Genomic DNA, 14189 nt, shown 5'->3' on the forward strand with positions numbered 1-14189 from the left:
TTGTGGGACTATCAGCTTGCAACGTACCGATATAGTCTGGCTCATGGGCTTATTGTAGTTTATCCAGACTTTTGACCAGCAAACCTATATGGAGGAGGGCTTTCCTCCCGACACCAAGCCTGCGGCTATGGTGCGGGCCTCCAGCCCGAAAATTTGGTGAAAGCCCCGATCCCGTTCGTGTCAGCAGTGCGGAACATTTTGGCCAGGCCCGCCGTTAGAGGACAAAGTTAACCAGCTTTTTCGGCACCACCACCACTTTTTTGGGTGTTGCCCCCTCCAGGTATTTCTGCGCTGCTTCTGACCGAAGGGCCAACTGTTCCTGCTCCTCCGGCGTTACCTCGGCAGGGGCCTCAAACGAGCCGCGCAATTTGCCGTTCACCTGAATCACAATGGTCACCGTGTCGGCCACCAGCGCTGCCGGGTCATAGCTGGGCCAAGACTGCCGATGCACCGAGTCTGCGCCCCCCAGCGCCTGCCACAGCTCCTCCGCAATATGGGGGGCAAAAGGCGCCATCAGCAACACCAGCGTGCGGATCCCCTCTGCATAAACCGGCGAATCCAGGATCCCGGCCTCCCCCAGAGCATTGCTCAGCTTCATCAGCTCGGCAATGGCAGTGTTGAATTGATAATCGTTTTCCAGATCTTCGCTGACTTCCTTGATGGCGGTGTGGATGGCCCGGCGCAGATCTTTTTCCGCCTTGGTCAGGGATCCCACCTCGACCTTGGCCGGCAACAGCTCTGAGACCCTGCCCCGCCAGGACTTCGTCCCGCCACCGCGAACGACAAACTCGTACACCTGCCGCCAGACGCGGTTGAGAAAGCGAAATTGCCCTTCCACGTCGGCATCGTCCCACTCCAGATCCTTCTCCGGCGGGGCCTTGAACAAGATAAACATGCGGGCCGTATCTGCCCCGTAGTGGGCCAGCACCTCCTCAGGATCCACGCCGTTGCCCTTGGACTTGGACATGGTAGCGTAGATAACTTGCAGGGGCTCGCCCGTTTCCGGATCCCGCGGGTCGTTGGGATCCTGCACCAGAGCTGCCGGGATCCAGCGATCCTTGCCGGACTTGTTGGGGTTGTAGTAAGTGCGCCCTTGCACCATCCCCTGGGTGAGCAGACGCAGGAACGGCTCGTCAAAATCCAGCAGCCCCCGATCCCGCAACACCTTGGTAAAAAAGCGGGAATAGAGCAGGTGCAGGATGGCGTGCTCGATGCCGCCCACATACTGATCCACCGGCAGCCAGGCGTTCACCCGGTCTTTGCGGAAGATCTCTCGGTCGTTGCGGGCATCGCTGAAGCGCAGGAAGTACCACGACGAGCAGATGAAGGTGTCCATGGTATCGGTTTCCCGGCGAGCCTCCGCGCCACAGGTGGGGCACTTCACCTTCACCCAGTCCTCCAACTGGGCCAACGGGGATCCCCCTCGCCCCGTCAGCTCCACATCCTCCGGCAAGAGCACCGGCAGATCCTTCTCCGGCACCGGCACAATGCCACAGTGGGGACAATGGATCACCGGGATGGGACAACCCCAGTAGCGCTGCCGCGAGATCAGCCAATCCCGCAGGCGGTAGTTGATCTGCTTTTCCCCCAGCCCCTGGGCTTCCAGCCAGGCGATGGCTCTTTCCACGCTTTGCCCTGGGCCTTTGCCCACCGGGATCCCGTCTAGGGGGCCAGAGTTGATCATCACCCCTTCCCCCGTCCAGGCAGCCTGCAGTTCTGAGGACTCCGTCCCGCTGGCGCGATCCGTCGAGGATAAGGAACCCTCCGGCGGCTGCACCACCCGCTTGATGGGCAGGCCGAACTTGCGGGCAAACTCGAAATCCCGCTGGTCGTGGGCGGGCACGGCCATGATGGCCCCCGTCCCGTAGCCCATCAACACATAGTCGGCAATCCAGATGGGGATCCGCTCTTGGTTAACGGGGTTGATGGCGTAGGATCCCGTCCAAACCCCTGTCTTTTCCCGGTCTTCAGCGCTGCGCTCGATCTCGCTGCGGGCAGCGGCCTGGGCTTGATAGGCTCTGACGGCCTGCAGTTGCTCGGCGGTGGTGAGCTTGTCCACCAAGGGGTGCTCCGGCGACATCACCATGAAGGTGGCCCCCCAGAGGGTATCGGGCCGGGTGGTGAACACTGCCAGCTCGTCCCCTGCCTCGGTTTTGAAAATCACCTTAGCCCCCACCGATTGGCCGATCCAGTTCTCCTGCATGGTGCGCACCCGCTCCGGCCAGCCGGAGAGCTTTTCCAGATCCGCCAGCAGTTGGTCGGCATAGGCGGTGATTTTGAAAAACCACTGCTTGAGCATGCGCTTTTCCACCAGGGCGCCGGATCTCCAGGAACGCCCCTCCGCATCCACCTGCTCGTTGGCCAACACCGTCTGATCCACCGGATCCCAGTTCACTGGCGCTTCCTTCTGGTAGGCCAGGCCGGCCTTGAAAAATTGCAGGAAGAGCCACTGCGTCCACTTGTAGTAGTCGGGGGCGCAGGTGGTGATCTCCCGCTCCCAGTCGTAGGACAGGCCCAACCGCTGCAACTGATCCCGCATCTGGGCAATGTTTTGGTAGGTCCACTTGGCCGGTGGGATCCCCCGGTCGATGGCGGCATTCTCCGCCGGCAGGCCAAAGGCATCCCAGCCCATCGGGTGCAACACCGCGTATCCCTGCATTCGTTTGTGGCGGGCAATTACATCGGTGATGGTGTAATTGCGCACATGCCCCATGTGCAGGTTGCCGCTGGGGTAGGGGAACATAGACAGGGCATAAAATTTGCGGCTCCCGTCCTTCAGCTCTGGGGTGCGATCCAGCCCGATTTCACGCCAGTGGGCCTGCCACTTGCTCTCAATGGCCTGGGGATTGTAGCGCGCGTCCACGGTTCGATGCTCCTGGGAAAAAAGCGCTCACGCTGGGAGATAGAAGCATTTTGACATACTCCCCACGCCAGTGCTCTCAAGCAAGGAACGGGATCCCTATTGGCGCTGACAAACCGACAAGCAGGGATCACAAGCAGGGATCAGTAGGTTTCTTCGTGCCACCTGTCTGCTTTCTTCAGTTCCTTCTGGAACTTGCTCCAATCCTGACCGGCTTGTTCCGCCAAAGGCCCCATGACGTTGTTGATCCCGTCCTCCATCCCCTTGAGGCCGCAGATGTAGGTGTAGGTGTTGGGCTGTTGCAGCATCTCCCACAGCTCGGCGCCGTACTCGGCCATGCGGTTTTGCACGTACATTTTCTTGCCATCGGGGGTCTGTTGCTCGCGGCTGATGGCGTAATCGACGCGGAAGCGATCCCCGTACTGGGCTTTCCAAGCCTCCAGATCCCCGTGGTAAAGCAAGGTGGAGGTGGTGGGCACCCCAAAGAACAGCCAGATCTTGCCCTGATAGTTGGGATCCTCCTCAAACAGGTGCTTGATGAAAGCGCGAAAAGGAGCAATGCCGGTGCCGGTGGCGATCAAGATCAGGTTGGCATTCTCATCTTCGGGCAGTAGGAAGGTTTTCCCCGATGGCCCCGTGATCATCACCTCGTCGCCTGCCTTCAAATCGGTGAGGAAGCCGGAGCAGACCCCCACCCCCGGCTGGCCTGTCTCTCTATCGACATATTCGGCCCGCTTCACGCTCAAAGAGACGGTGCGCCCCTCGCCATCATCGCCAAAGCGGGTGGAAGCAATCGAGTAGAGGCGGGGCTTGTGGGGCTTGCCCTTGGCATCTTCGCCAGGAGGGATAATGCCAACGCTTTGCCCTTCTAGGTAGCGGTAGTTGGGATCCGGCAAGCTGAGCACAATGTGCTTGGTCAGTCCGGGTGCCCCTTCGCCGACAATGGAGTAGGTCTCCACGCAGTGGCCGATCAAGGGGGCGTTGGGACGATACAGATTGACGACAACCTCTCGCTTTTCTGCGCTGGCAACCATACCTGCGATCTGCTCCTGGCACTGGGAGGAAATGAGTTTACATATAGCAAAATAGCAAACACCACAGCAGCCCGGCTGCTCAAATGGAACTTGTCAGAGGAGAAGCAGACGACCTTCGCCAGCCCCCCAGGCCGTCCTGAGAGCGGCAACCCCGGAAAAATAATCCCGGCCAAGCTCATCGGCCAAAAATATGGATTTTTTGTTAAATTGTTGCTTGTGGTGCCCACAGCTCTGGCCTGCCAGCGGCTTGTGATGTAACGGCTTTATTTGGTATCATGCAAGACCGTAACAGTTGGTAACTTTCTAGAGCCTTTTTCTCAGTTTTGCCCTGCCCGTCCCCAAGGAGTTCCCATGGCAAGCAGTCCTGATCGTGTTGTGATGATTGGTGTCGCCGGAGATTCTGGCTGTGGCAAGTCCACCTTTTTACGCCGGCTGGGGGATCTATTTGGCCGGGATCTGATTACCACCATCTGTCTGGATGACTATCACTCCTTGGATCGCTACCAGCGCAAAGAGAAGGGCATCACGGCGCTGGATCCCCGCGCCAACAACTTCGACCTGATGTACGAGCAGGCCAAGGCGCTCAAGAACGGCCAAAGCGTGATGAAGCCCATCTACAACCACGAGACGGGGCTGATTGACCCGCCGGAGCTGGTGGAGCCCAACCGCATCATCGTCCTAGAGGGGCTGCATCCCATGTATGACGAGCGGGTGCGCCAGCTGCTGGACTTTAAGGTGTACTTGGATCTGGCGCCGGAGATCAAGATTGCTTGGAAGGTGAAGCGGGACATGGCCGAGCGGGGCCACACCTACGAAGATGTGTTGCGCTCAATCGAGGCTCGCCGCCCGGACTTTGAAGCCTATGTCGATGTGCAGAAGCAGTACGCCGATGCCGTCATTGAGGTTTTGCCTACCCAGTTGTTGCCGGAGCTGGATCCAGAGCACAAAGTACTGCGGGTGCGGCTGATCCAGCGGGAAGGGGTGAAGTACTTCGACCATGTTTATCTCTTTGACGAAGGCTCCACCATTGATTGGATCCCCTGCGGCAAAAAGCTGACTTGTTCCTATCCAGGGATCCGCCTCCACTATGGCCCTTCCACCTACTTCGATCACCCAGTCTCGATTTTGGAGATCGACGGCACCTTCGACAAGCTGGAAGAGGTCATCTACATCGAGAACCACCTGAGCAACTTGTCCACCCGCTACTATGGCGAGCTGACGGAACTGTTGCGCAAGCACCCGGAATACCCAGGATCCCGCAATGGCTCTGGTCTGATTCAGATCATCGTGGGCCTGAAGCTGCGCGCCCTCTACGAGCAAATTCGGGCAGAAGCCAAAGAGCTGGCGGTGGCTTCCTAGTGTTTGCCCCGCTTAGGGGATCCCTTCGGTAAAGTGTTGGTGCAGGTCGGCTGACCCAGCATAGGTCGGCAGTAGGGCTTCGGTGTATGCAGGGATTCCAGTTGGAGATCTTTCCGGAGGGCCCCGTCTTAATCCAACGGGCCATCGAGATTTGGCAAGCTCGGTCAGCCGCTGCCATTCGCGAGCGGGGACGCTTTACGGTGGTCTTGGCCGGGGGAAGCACCCCCAAGAAGCTGTATGCTGCCCTGGCCCAAACCCCAGGGATCCCTTGGCAACAAACCTGGCTGTTCTGGGGGGATGAGCGCTATGTTCCCCCGGATCACCCTGAAAGCAACTACCGCATGGTACGAGAAACCCTGCTGCAGCAGATCGGGATCCCGGCGGCTCAAGTTTTCCCTATGCCCACCCAAGCGGGGGATCCCCTTCGCGATGCTGCCGAATACGAGGCGACCCTGCGGCAGATTTTCGGTACAGAGTGCCCTTCTCTCGACCTGGTATGGCTGGGAGTGGGGGAAGATGGCCACACAGCTTCCTTGTTTCCCGACACAGCCGCTCTGCAGGTGCAGCACCGCTGGGTGACGGTGGGGCAAAAAGGGCAGGAGCCGCGTCTAACCTTGACCTATCCTGTTCTGAACCAAGCAGCCCAGGTGGTGTTCCTGGTAACCGGAGCGAACAAAGCCCCCATCGTGAAAGAGGCGCTGACCACCGAGGCCCACCTACCCTGCCAGCGCGTAAACCCCAGAGGACGGCTGCTGTGGTTGCTGGATGCGGCGGCAGCGGCTCAACTGCCCCTGCCCTGTGTCCCGCTGCTCAGCTAAACAACAGGCGGGCTAACTGCCGATGGGATAGGATCCCCAGGCCCACCGCCCCCAAAATCATCCCAGCCCATTCCAGTGGCCACAGGTTTGATAGCCCCAGCGGCCAACGCACCAGGTTTCATGGGTCGAGAACCGGCGGGGCAGGGATCCCTCAGGGGTTGCCGGGCAAATTCTTCAGTATTGGAATCACCAGCTCTTGGACGGGCAGCGCTACGGGCTGGGCGGAGTCACTGCTCAGGGAGCTGGATGGCGCAGAAGGAGAAGAGCTGGGGATCTCGCCCATGGGCCGCAGTTGCCAGCGGATGATCTGCTCGCCGCGGTAAAAGGTGACCAACAACTGATCCCCTTGCGATTGAATTTGCCAGGTGCCATCACCGCTGGTTACCGAAATATGGCCGCCGGAAAACGGTGCATCCAAGGCCGGCCCCGATTGGCTCCAGATGCGTCCGCCACCCGTTTCCAAAACCAATTGCACCGTAGCCCCTTGCCCCTGGCCGCTCAAAATTTGGCCGGTTCCGCTCCAAACTCGGGTTTCCGTCTGAGCCACGGCGGGTTGCCCAAGCTGCAGAACCATGAGCAACAGCCCTGCCCAGCTCCAGTGATTTCGCAGCCTCCCTCTCCCATCAGGGAAGAAGGAAGAAGAGCGAGAGAAACAAGCCATTGCACTCACGTTGATACCACGCGCCGCGATAGGACTGAAACAGACGAAGAAAAAGGCGAAAAGGTGTCGCAGGAAGCAATCCTTTACACAGTTTTTTTCACAGTCTACCGAGAGGCTCCGGGATCCCTTTGCGCTCTCTTGGCTCTGGGTTGAGCCTGCTGCCGGAATCCTCCCTCGGCTTGATCCCAATCTAGCAATCTCCATACCCCCAGCCAGGATGTAACCTGAGACTCTGGCTGCGGGGATCCCCAGCAACTGTTTCGTCAATGCGCAGAGTCAAGACCCAGAGTGCCTCCGCCGCAATCGTAAGCCTCACTACTTGAGAGAAAGGAAACGCTCCAGAGCTGCCACCATTGCCGGTGGCCAACGGCGGACGGTTTTCACCCATTCCAGGTCGGCGTAGCGGGGATCCAGCCCTTGCACAGCCACCCAATGACTTTCGGCCTCTCCTTGCCGACCCTGCACCCAAAGGATGGCACTGAGAGCAGCCCGCATATCTGGAAACTTCGGGTACTTGCGCACCAGAGCCCGCATCAAGCGCAGGGCAGCTTCTGTTTCGCCCACCTGGTAGAGGCTCAGAGCATAGTTGGCCTGAGCGAAGGCGTAGTCGGGAGCCAGTTCTGTAGCGCGGCGGTAGTCGGCCAAAGCCTGTTGCCATTGGCCCAGCCCTGCTTCCGCATTGCCGCGGTTGTTGTAGGCTGCCGCATCGTTGGGATCCAACTGCAACACTCGTTCGTAGTCTGCAATCGCCTCCTGCCACCGCCCCAACCCCTCCAAAGCAGCCCCTCGGTTGAGATAGGGATCCGGCGCCTCAGGGGCCAAACGAATGGCCTCAGCGTAATCCTCCAGAGCTGCCTGCAGTTGGTGCTGGCTGACACGGGCATTGCCCCGGTTGCTCCACAGGGCCGGGTTGTCCGGCTGGATCTGCAACAGTTGAGTCCACAGGGTTTCCGCCCGGGCAAAATCTCCCCTCTGAGTTGCAGCAAAGGCTTCCTCAAACAGTCGATCGATCTGGCGATCCACCTTGTGGCTCGCCGCCGTTGCCACCACACCCAATCCAGGCCAGACAGGGATCCCTAGCCAAAACAGCAGCCCCAGCAGCAGCGCAGGGAGTAGGTTGGGTACACTGACGGACTTCATGGTTGCAAAAACCACCTTGGATGGGGTGTTTCCACCTTAAGCCATCGCCACAGAAGGGGGTCTGATGGTTAGCGCGTCCTGGAGGACTCGAACCCCCGACATCCGGTTTTGGAGACCGACGTTCTACCAACTGAACTAAGGACGCATTGGCCTAGGGTCACACCCGCCTACCTAGTGTAGCAGGTACACCCACCTTTCAAAGAAGCTGTTCCTTGCTATCCGCACTCTCTGTCTTGGCCTTGATGCGAGTGGCTTTGCCCACCCGATCCCGCAAATAGAACAGCTTGGCCCGACGCACTTTACCCCGCCGCAGCACCTGAATCGACTCGATGCGCGGGGAGTGAATGAGGAAAACCCGCTCCACACCGATCCCTTGGAAAACCTTGCGCACCGTAATGGTGCGGTTGATACCGGAGTGGCGCATGGCAATGACCGTGCCCTCAAAGGCTTGTACCCGCTCCTTGCCCCCCTCTTGAATGCGAACTCCCACCCGTACCTGATCCCCAACCCGAATCTCCGGCAGATCCGGCTTCATCTGGGCAGCTTCAATGGAGCGGATGATCTCCTCAGCGTTGATGCGAACGTTCATGGCCTTCCCGCGCTACCGGCAGTTAACCATGGTAACAATCGTCGCTGTTTTTTGTACAGAGCTGGCCGAATAGACCTCAAGAGGCGGGAAACCGTGTTTACGCTTCCCCCATTTTTCCAATAGGCTAGACAAAGATAAAGCTTTTGTTACAAACGGGAGACTTTTGTGATCCTGCACACCGATGAGCCCAAGACGGGATCCCTGTCTACTCCCAAGCTTGCAGATCAGCCTCTGCCCCAGAGCAAACCCCGCCCCAAGAGATTTCCCTTCGGTTGGATGCTCTTGGGCTTGCTGTTGGCCGGCCTAGGGGGCAGCGGTCTCCTGATCCAGCGTCAGCTGCAGCAGCAGAGGGCAGAACGGCTGGAAAGATTGACGGTACCGGTTCAAGTGGTGGATCTGACCCAACGCCTGCGGGTGAGCGGCCAGGTGCAGCCGCTCCGCCAGGTGAATGTCAGCCCTCGCGAGTCGGGTCGCCTGGCGGAACTGTTGGTGGATCAGGGAGATGAAGTGGTAGCAGGGCAGTTATTGGCCCGGATGGACTACGGCGATCTCGCCAGTGGCATTCGCCAAGCCCAAGCCCGCATTCAAGAGCTGCAAGCCCGTCTAGCGGAGCAACAGGCCGGAGAGCGCCCCCAGGTGATCGCGGCGGCCCAGGCCAGGGTGGATGCTGCCCGGTCGCAGGTGGACTTGGCTCAGAGGGAGTTAGAGCGCATCCAGGCCCTGGTGCAGGCGGGGGTGGTAGCCCGCAGCGAGCTGGATCAACGCTCGGCCCGCCTGGAACAAGCGCAAGCGGATTTGCGAGCTGCTCAACAGGAGTTGGAGCGATTGCAACTGGGGAGCCGCCCGGAAACCCTACAGCAAATTCAAGCCCAAATTGCCCAGGCACAAGCCGAGCTGGCCCAACGGCAATCCCGGTTGGCTGACACCGAAGTCCGCGCCCCCTTTTCCGGTGTGGTGGTGCAGCGCTTTGCCGAGGTGGGATCCTTTGTAGCTCCCACAACAGCAGCTTCCGATGCCACCGCAGCTTCTTCCAGTTCCATTTTGGCGCTGGCTCAGGGAATTAAGGTGCGGGCAGAAGTGCCAGAAGCCCAGATTGCCCAGGTGCGGGTGGGTCAGCCGGTGGAGATCCGCTCCCTGGCCTACCCCGACCGCCTGGTGCAGGGGCGGGTGAAGCGGATTGCACCCGCTACGGTGGTGGTGCGAGAGGTAACCGTCTTTCGGGTCTTCGTTGAACTGGAGCCTGGGGCCGACTTTTTGCGCACCGGCATGACTGTTTCGGTGGATTTCATTGGGGATCCCCAGCCTCAGGCTCTGACGGTGCCCTCAGTGGCTATCCTCCGGGAGGAAAGCCAGGAAGGCGTGCTCCTGCTGGATCCCCAAAGCCGGCAACCTGTCTATCGCCGCGTGGAAACGGGCATCACTCAGGGTGGAGTTACCCAAATCCTCTCTGGTCTGCAGGCAGGGGATCGGGTCTTTACTGCCCTGCCTCCTGGGGTGAACCTAGAGACTTTGATTAAAAGAGCGGAGCAACAGCCATGAGCCTGGCAACGGCGGCCAAAATGGCCTGGCAAATGGTGCGACGGCATCGCCTGCGCACGGGGTTGAGCATGCTCGGGATCCTCATCGGCAATGCGGCGGTGGTGGCCATTGCCGGATTTGGCTACGCCGCCCAAGAGATGGCGGTGGATCAATTTCGCTCTCTGGGCACCAACTTGCTGATCGTCTTTTCGGCCAACTTGGGCCTGGTCGATGCCGGCAACATCCGCCCCCTCACCTTGGAGGATGTGCGAGCCATTGCTGCGGAAGTGCCTGCCGTGTCAGCAGCTGTCCCCAGCCTGGGCACCAATGTGCGCGCTGTGCGAGGTGGAGTGGATCGCCGCTACGAGGCCACCGGCACTTGGCCGGAGTATTTGTCGGTGTTGAACTTAGAGATCGAGGCAGGCCGCTTCCTCTTGCCCTCGGATATCGAGGAACAGCGCCCGGTGGTGGTGCTGGGCAGCGATGCCGCCAGCCAGTTGTTCGGCCTGGACCCTGCCGCTGCTATTGGGGAGACCGTCCTACTGAACAATTTGCCTTTCGAGGTGATCGGCACTTTGCGCTCGAAGCCGACGGTGTTTGGCAACAGCGATGCCGGAGTGTTTCTGCCGGTGGATGTGGTGGCCAATCAGTTGGTCGGGCGACGCTCCCCCTACGGCACAGAGCTGACGGCGATTTTCGTCTCGGCCCGCTCTGAAGCCGATCTGCCTGCTGCCGAGTTCCAAATCCGCAACCTGCTGCGCCAGCGGCACCAATTGGTGGGAGAAGATGACTTCATCATCCGCAACCAGAAAGTGCTCCTGGATGGGTCGGCCAGGATTTTGAGCCTGCTGCGGGTGCTGCTGACGGGCACGGCGGCCCTCTCCCTGCTGGTGGGAGGGGTGGGGATCATGAATGTGATGCTTATCTCGGTTGCGGAACGCACCCATGAAATCGGGCTGCGCAAGGCGATTGGGGCGGATAGCCGGCAGATTTTGCAGCAGTTTGCCGCCGAAGCGATTTTCATTGCCGTGACCGGGGGGGTGCTCGGGATCCTCCTCAGCAGTGGCCTGCTGGTGGCGGTGCAGGTGTTCACCCCCTTGGCCACCCAAGTCGATGGGGTGGCAGTGGGAGTGGCGTTCTCCCTGTCCACTGGGATTGGGCTGGTCTTCGGCATTTTCCCGGCCCGCAAAGCGGCGCAACTGGATCCCATTGAGGCCCTGCGGGCTTAGAGCTCGTATCCAAACAGGCGGGGATCCGCCGGCTGCCAATTGAGATCCGCCAAGCCGTACTCCGCCCAGCGGCGATCCACCAGGCGGGCTACTTCTGGATCCGGAGTGAGGGGATCCCGCCAGGGAGCATCGGTTTCTGGGGGAATTTTGGTGGTGGCATCAATGCCCATCTTGCCCCCCAGACCCCGTTTTTCGGTGGCAAAGTCCAAGGTGTCAAAGGGGTTGTCCGCCAGAATAAACACATCCCGCTGCGGATCCACCCGCGAGCACAGGCACCACAGCACCTGCCGTGGATCCCGGACGTTGATGTCTTTGTCCACCACGATCACAAACTTGGTGTAGCTAAATTGGGGCAGGGCGCTCCAAAAAGCCAAAGCCGCCCGCCGCGCTTGGCCGGGGTAGGCCTTGTCGATGGAGAGGATGGCTGCTTTGTAGCCCAGCGCCTCCATCGGCAAAAAGAAATCTACAATCTCCGGCACCTGCTGCCTGAGGATGGGGGTGTAGATGCGGTTCAGGGCCAGCGCCATCATGTCGTTTTCTTTGGGGGGCTTGCCGCTGAAGGTGGTGAGATAGATGGGATCCCGGCGGTGGGTCAGGCAGTGGAAGCGAATCAGAGGAGCCTGCTCGTTGCGGGGGCCGTAGTAGCCGATGTGATCTCCGGCAGGCCCATCGGGGGCCACTTCCCCAGGGGTGATGGTGCCCTCCAAAACGATCTCAGCATGAGCCGGCACCTGCAGATCCACCGTTTTGCACTGGGCCAGGTGCAACCCTTCTCCGGCGTAGAGACCGGCAAACAGCCACTCGGACAGATCCACCGGCAGAGGTGTGGCCGCCGCCAAAATCACCACCGGATCCACCCCCACCGCCACTGCCACCTCCAGCTTTTGGCCCAGGGCCGCCGCCTTGCGCAGATGCCGAGTTGCCCCCCGCACCGACAGCCATTGCACCGTCATGGTGTTGCGGCTTTGCAACTGCAGGCGGTACACCCCCACGTTGGGGATCCCGTTTTCCGGGTCTTTGGTGACCATCAGGCCCAAGGTCAGCACCCGTCCGGCATCGCCGGGGTAGACCCGCAACAGGGGCAATTGGGTGAGATCCACTTCCTCTCCCCGCAGCACCACCTGCTGACAGGGAGGGATCAGATCCCGGCTGGGTTTAGCTTTGAGTACGCTAAACAAAGCTTGTCCCAACTCCACCGCCTGGGCAAAGGTTTTGGGGGGCCGTGGCTGGTAAAGCAGGGCCAGCTTTTTCCCCAGTTCCTCCAGCTCCTGCGGCTGCTCCATTCCCAAAGCCCAGCAAATGCGCTCCACCGTGCCCAGGGTGTTGATGATCAGCGGCATTGAGGATCCCTTCACCCGCTCAAACAGCAGCGCCGGCCCCCCGCAGGCCAAGAGGCGATCGGCAATCTCGGCAATTTCCAGATCCGGATCCACTTCTGCCGAAATGCGGCGGAGCTGACCACGGGATTCCAGCAGAGCAATAAAACGGCGTAGATCTCTGGGCATGAAAGGGAACCTAAGGGCTTACTTGTCGCGATTGAGGGCTAACCCGCTCATGAAGGGCTTCTGCAGCGCAATAAACACCAGCAGCGGCGGGATACTGGCGATGATCGCCCCCAGCATCATGGGGCCATAGGAGGCCGAGCTATCCAGATTAAGCAGGGATTGCAGCCCCACCTGCACCACTTGTCGCTCTCGGCCTTGCACGATCAAGCGGGGCCACAGGTACATATTCCAAGCGTAAACGAAGTGAATCACCGCCTGCGCCCCGATGGCGTTCCAGCTCAAGGGGATCAGCACCTGGGTGAGAAATTGCAGCGGGTTGGCTCCATCCAGTTGGGCGGCCTCCGCCAGCTCGCGGGGGATGTTGGAAAAATGCTGGCGGAACAAAAACGTGGCCGTGGCGCTGGCCAGAAAGGGCACGATTAAAGCGTAGTAGGTGGATCCCCAGCCCAAGTTGGTGACCAATCGCAGCAGGGCAATAATCAAGATTTCGGTGGGCATCATCAGCGTGATCAGCACAAAGCCGAAGGCCAGCCCTTTGCCGGGAAAGCGGAAGTACACAAAGGCCAGCCCGGCTAGCAGCGACAAAACCGTCTTGCCCACCGTGATTGCCACCGCCACGATGGTGCTGTTGACCATGTAGTGGCCCAAGTGCCGCGCCACCATCACCTGATGCCAGTTGAAGGCAAAAGAGGAGCCAAAGGTCAATTGATAGCGGAACACCTCGGCATTGTTCTGGGTGCTCACGAGCAGGGCGTACAACACCGGAAATCCCAGAACCAAGCAGGCCAGCACCAGGCCCAAATGCACATACCAACGCTCCGGGATCCAGCGCCGCCAACGCCAGGGAGAAGGCTCCACCCGAGTTGAATTGGGCTGGGCCACTTGAGAGCGGGGATCCTGCAACAATTGAGCCATAGCACCTCCAGACGGCGAACACCGACGAGCAGATGGGCTTTTGAGTCGATCTTTGGCTTCTCTTGAGAGGATAATCCGCCAGAGTTAAGGGCAACCTAAGGAAGGCCGGTCGCCTTAGCGGTGCGGAGCACCTCTGCCCAGACTTGCGAGTGCTTTCACCGGCGATGGGGAAACGGGTAGAGTAGAACAGCAGTATCTGGATAACCCAAGAGAGGATCCCATGACTCGAGGCTTTGGCCCCTTCGGCAAAATCCAAGAAGCGCTCAAGAAAGCCCAAGAGGTGCGCGATGGCGCCCAAAGGCTGCAAAAAGAGCTGGAAGAGATGGAGATCGTCGGCGAAGCCGGCAATGGGCTGGTGAAAGTGACGGTCAACGGCAACCAAGAACCCCTTAAGGTCTCTCTGGATCCCCAGATTCTCCAGGAGTCGGTGGATGTGGTAGAGGACTTGCTCCTGACGGCGATGGTGAACGCCTACACCCAATCTGCCGAGACGATGCGCAAACGCATGGAAGAGCTGACCGGAAACATCAGTCTGCCGGGGTTGGGACTGGGTTGAGCCCC

The 14189-nt window shown here is 59.9% G+C and carries 12 protein-coding genes and 1 tRNA gene; 5 read left to right on the forward strand and 8 right to left on the reverse strand.

Features of this window, described 5'->3' with window-relative positions; genetic code table 11:
* Nucleotides 1-214 precede the first annotated feature (214 nt).
* Together leuS and ACVWXF_RS06230 are read right to left on the reverse strand one after the other, a co-directional pair.
* Nucleotides 215-2863: a leucine--tRNA ligase gene (leuS, locus tag ACVWXF_RS06225; RefSeq protein ID WP_457473938.1), complete on the reverse strand. Its 2649-nt coding sequence runs from the start codon at nt 2861-2863 to the stop codon at nt 215-217.
* Between the two features lie 140 nt (nt 2864-3003).
* Nucleotides 3004-3894 carry a ferredoxin reductase domain-containing protein gene (locus ACVWXF_RS06230; protein ID WP_011434421.1) on the reverse strand — a complete coding sequence of 297 codons (891 nt, stop codon included), beginning with the start codon at nt 3892-3894 and terminating at the stop codon, nt 3004-3006.
* Nucleotides 3895-4245: 351 nt separating this feature from the next.
* On the opposite strand from ACVWXF_RS06230, the gene ACVWXF_RS06235 reads away from it, so the two are divergent.
* Together ACVWXF_RS06235 and pgl are read left to right on the forward strand one after the other, a co-directional pair.
* The gene (locus ACVWXF_RS06235; protein WP_414427861.1) at nt 4246-5253 is read left to right on the forward strand and encodes a phosphoribulokinase; all 1008 of its coding nucleotides are present in this window, start codon (nt 4246-4248) and stop codon (nt 5251-5253) included.
* A gap of 86 nt (nt 5254-5339) precedes the next feature.
* Complete coding sequence (pgl, locus tag ACVWXF_RS06240; RefSeq protein ID WP_457473939.1) at nt 5340-6071, forward strand: 6-phosphogluconolactonase; 732 nt, start codon at nt 5340-5342, stop codon at nt 6069-6071.
* A gap of 151 nt (nt 6072-6222) precedes the next feature.
* Here pgl and ACVWXF_RS06245 read toward each other — a convergent pair whose 3' ends face one another.
* The 4 genes from ACVWXF_RS06245 to rplS form a co-directional block, all read right to left on the reverse strand.
* On the reverse strand, nt 6223-6645 hold the full coding sequence (locus ACVWXF_RS06245; protein ID WP_457473940.1) for a hypothetical protein: 423 nt from the start codon (nt 6643-6645) through the stop codon (nt 6223-6225).
* Between the two features lie 402 nt (nt 6646-7047).
* Nucleotides 7048-7872 carry a tetratricopeptide repeat protein gene (locus ACVWXF_RS06250; RefSeq protein WP_457473941.1) on the reverse strand — a complete coding sequence of 275 codons (825 nt, stop codon included), beginning with the start codon at nt 7870-7872 and terminating at the stop codon, nt 7048-7050.
* A gap of 72 nt (nt 7873-7944) precedes the next feature.
* Nucleotides 7945-8017, reverse strand: a tRNA-Trp gene (locus tag ACVWXF_RS06255).
* 51 nt (nt 8018-8068) lie between these two features.
* The gene (rplS, locus tag ACVWXF_RS06260; protein WP_414515783.1) at nt 8069-8461 is read right to left on the reverse strand and encodes a 50S ribosomal protein L19; all 393 of its coding nucleotides are present in this window, start codon (nt 8459-8461) and stop codon (nt 8069-8071) included.
* 165 nt (nt 8462-8626) lie between these two features.
* Here rplS and ACVWXF_RS06265 point away from each other — a divergent pair, with 165 nt between their 5' ends.
* The gene (locus tag ACVWXF_RS06265; RefSeq protein WP_457473942.1) at nt 8627-10000 is read left to right on the forward strand and encodes an efflux RND transporter periplasmic adaptor subunit; all 1374 of its coding nucleotides are present in this window, start codon (nt 8627-8629) and stop codon (nt 9998-10000) included.
* On the forward strand, nt 9997-11208 hold the full coding sequence (locus tag ACVWXF_RS06270) for an ABC transporter permease (protein ID WP_011434429.1): 1212 nt from the start codon (nt 9997-9999) through the stop codon (nt 11206-11208). Before ACVWXF_RS06265 ends, ACVWXF_RS06270 begins: the two co-directional genes overlap by 4 nt.
* Here the strand turns inward: ACVWXF_RS06270 and ACVWXF_RS06275 are convergent.
* Nucleotides 11205-12713 (reverse strand): UbiD family decarboxylase, encoded by a 1509-nt coding sequence (locus tag ACVWXF_RS06275; protein ID WP_457473943.1) that lies wholly within the window; start codon nt 12711-12713, stop codon nt 11205-11207. The genes ACVWXF_RS06270 and ACVWXF_RS06275 overlap by 4 nt on opposite strands.
* 18 nt (nt 12714-12731) lie before the next feature.
* Nucleotides 12732-13628: a carbohydrate ABC transporter permease gene (locus ACVWXF_RS06280; protein WP_457473944.1), complete on the reverse strand. Its 897-nt coding sequence runs from the start codon at nt 13626-13628 to the stop codon at nt 12732-12734.
* A gap of 220 nt (nt 13629-13848) precedes the next feature.
* On the opposite strand from ACVWXF_RS06280, the gene ACVWXF_RS06285 reads away from it, so the two are divergent.
* Entirely contained in the window at nt 13849-14184 is a 336-nt protein-coding gene (locus tag ACVWXF_RS06285; RefSeq protein WP_414344527.1) for a YbaB/EbfC family nucleoid-associated protein, read from the forward strand.
* The last annotated feature ends 5 nt before the right edge of the window (nt 14185-14189 follow it).

The sequence above is a fragment of the Thermostichus sp. MS-CIW-40 genome (genome assembly GCF_054058315.1).

Bases quoted from the DNA above. Each gene is read 5' to 3' on its own strand.
- ACVWXF_RS06230 (WP_011434421.1), bottom strand. From the start codon at position 3,894: ATGGTTGCCAGCGCAGAAAAGCGAGAGGTTGTCGTCAATCTGTATCGT.
- ACVWXF_RS06235 (WP_414427861.1), top strand. From the start codon at position 4,246: ATGGCAAGCAGTCCTGATCGTGTTGTGATGATTGGTGTCGCCGGAGAT.
- pgl (WP_457473939.1), top strand. From the start codon at position 5,340: ATGCAGGGATTCCAGTTGGAGATCTTTCCGGAGGGCCCCGTCTTAATC.
- ACVWXF_RS06245 (WP_457473940.1), bottom strand. From the start codon at position 6,645: ATGGTTCTGCAGCTTGGGCAACCCGCCGTGGCTCAGACGGAAACCCGA.
- ACVWXF_RS06250 (WP_457473941.1), bottom strand. From the start codon at position 7,872: ATGAAGTCCGTCAGTGTACCCAACCTACTCCCTGCGCTGCTGCTGGGG.
- rplS (WP_414515783.1), bottom strand. From the start codon at position 8,461: ATGAACGTTCGCATCAACGCTGAGGAGATCATCCGCTCCATTGAAGCT.
- ACVWXF_RS06270 (WP_011434429.1), top strand. From the start codon at position 9,997: ATGAGCCTGGCAACGGCGGCCAAAATGGCCTGGCAAATGGTGCGACGG.
- ACVWXF_RS06275 (WP_457473943.1), bottom strand. From the start codon at position 12,713: ATGCCCAGAGATCTACGCCGTTTTATTGCTCTGCTGGAATCCCGTGGT.
- ACVWXF_RS06280 (WP_457473944.1), bottom strand. From the start codon at position 13,628: ATGGCTCAATTGTTGCAGGATCCCCGCTCTCAAGTGGCCCAGCCCAAT.
- ACVWXF_RS06285 (WP_414344527.1), top strand. From the start codon at position 13,849: ATGACTCGAGGCTTTGGCCCCTTCGGCAAAATCCAAGAAGCGCTCAAG.